Genomic DNA, 1,090 nt, shown 5'->3' with positions numbered 1-1,090 from the left:
CTGATCAGTTTAAAACATATAATGATTTAATAAACAAAACAAAACAAAAGGAATTTAAATTTATAAAGAAACATGATAAATACAATATATATAGAGTTGATGTTGATAACACTGAATCAAAAAATAATAAAGTCAATCTTGGTGTATTAAATGATATAAATGGAGTTTCATGTTTTTATAGTGTTAGAAATAAGAGTGATTTAGATTATCTTTTTGCTATTGGAGCATTAGGGAATGTAAGCTTTTCAAGCAATCAAGGATATGATAATCGTATTATCAGCAATGAATTAAAATCAATAAAATACTATATTTCAAAAAATAATAGAAAAGTTGATATATATAAAGATTATAAACTTATAAAAAGATATAAAAATAACAGTGTGTATGAAAATATAAATCCGTTAGAGTTGTTTTATACTTATGATTCCGTTATTGACAAAAATATTTTTAATTCGTTAAAAGAAAACGACAGAGAGTATGCAATGCTTCAAAGCGTTTATTTAAGCGAAAGCGACTTTATTACTCCCCAAAATCCAAAAACTTCTTCAAAAACATTGATGAGTTTAGAAGATATTATGAAAGAAGGGAAATATGAAGAAGAGAAAATTAAAATAACTGATAAGGGTATTTTAGTTAAAGAAGCAAACTCAGAAATAGTTATTCATTTAAAAAATGTCAGAAATAGTGAATGTTATCTTTCAATTGATGATTTTGAACTGTTTTCTAATGATAAAATTGAAAGTAATAAAAAATTTAAATATAAAAGTGAAGAATTAAAATATAAGGTAGATAATCTTTTATACGTTCCAGCAACGACTTCTGTTATAAAAATAAAAATAAATGATGAAGAAACATATTACAAAACTTATGGAATTTCTACAAGTAAAAATACTTATTTTATTGGTAAAAATAATTATTTATATAATTTAGGTTATTTTAAAAACGGGAAGTATGATATACATATTAAGTTTACTAAAAAGGGAAATTATAGCTTCTCGGATTTAAAAGTAATATGTCAGCCTATGGATGATTATTATAAATATGTAAATGAGTTAAAAGAAGACAAGGTAGAGAACTTTACCATAAAAGG

General features: G+C 23.1%; 1 protein-coding gene. It reads left to right on the top strand.

All coding sequences use genetic code 11. The features are described from left to right. Nucleotides 1–1,090, top strand: a 1,090-nt coding sequence (locus FGQ49_RS10250; protein ID WP_138269767.1) for a YfhO family protein, incomplete at both ends; no start/stop codon positions are given.

Source organism: Anaerofustis stercorihominis, assembly GCF_005844425.1.
Taxonomy (GTDB): Bacteria; Bacillota; Clostridia; order Eubacteriales; family Anaerofustaceae; genus Anaerofustis; species Anaerofustis butyriciformans.
Note: the sequence above shows the minus strand (reverse complement) of the source record. Positions and strands in the feature narration are given on the sequence as shown.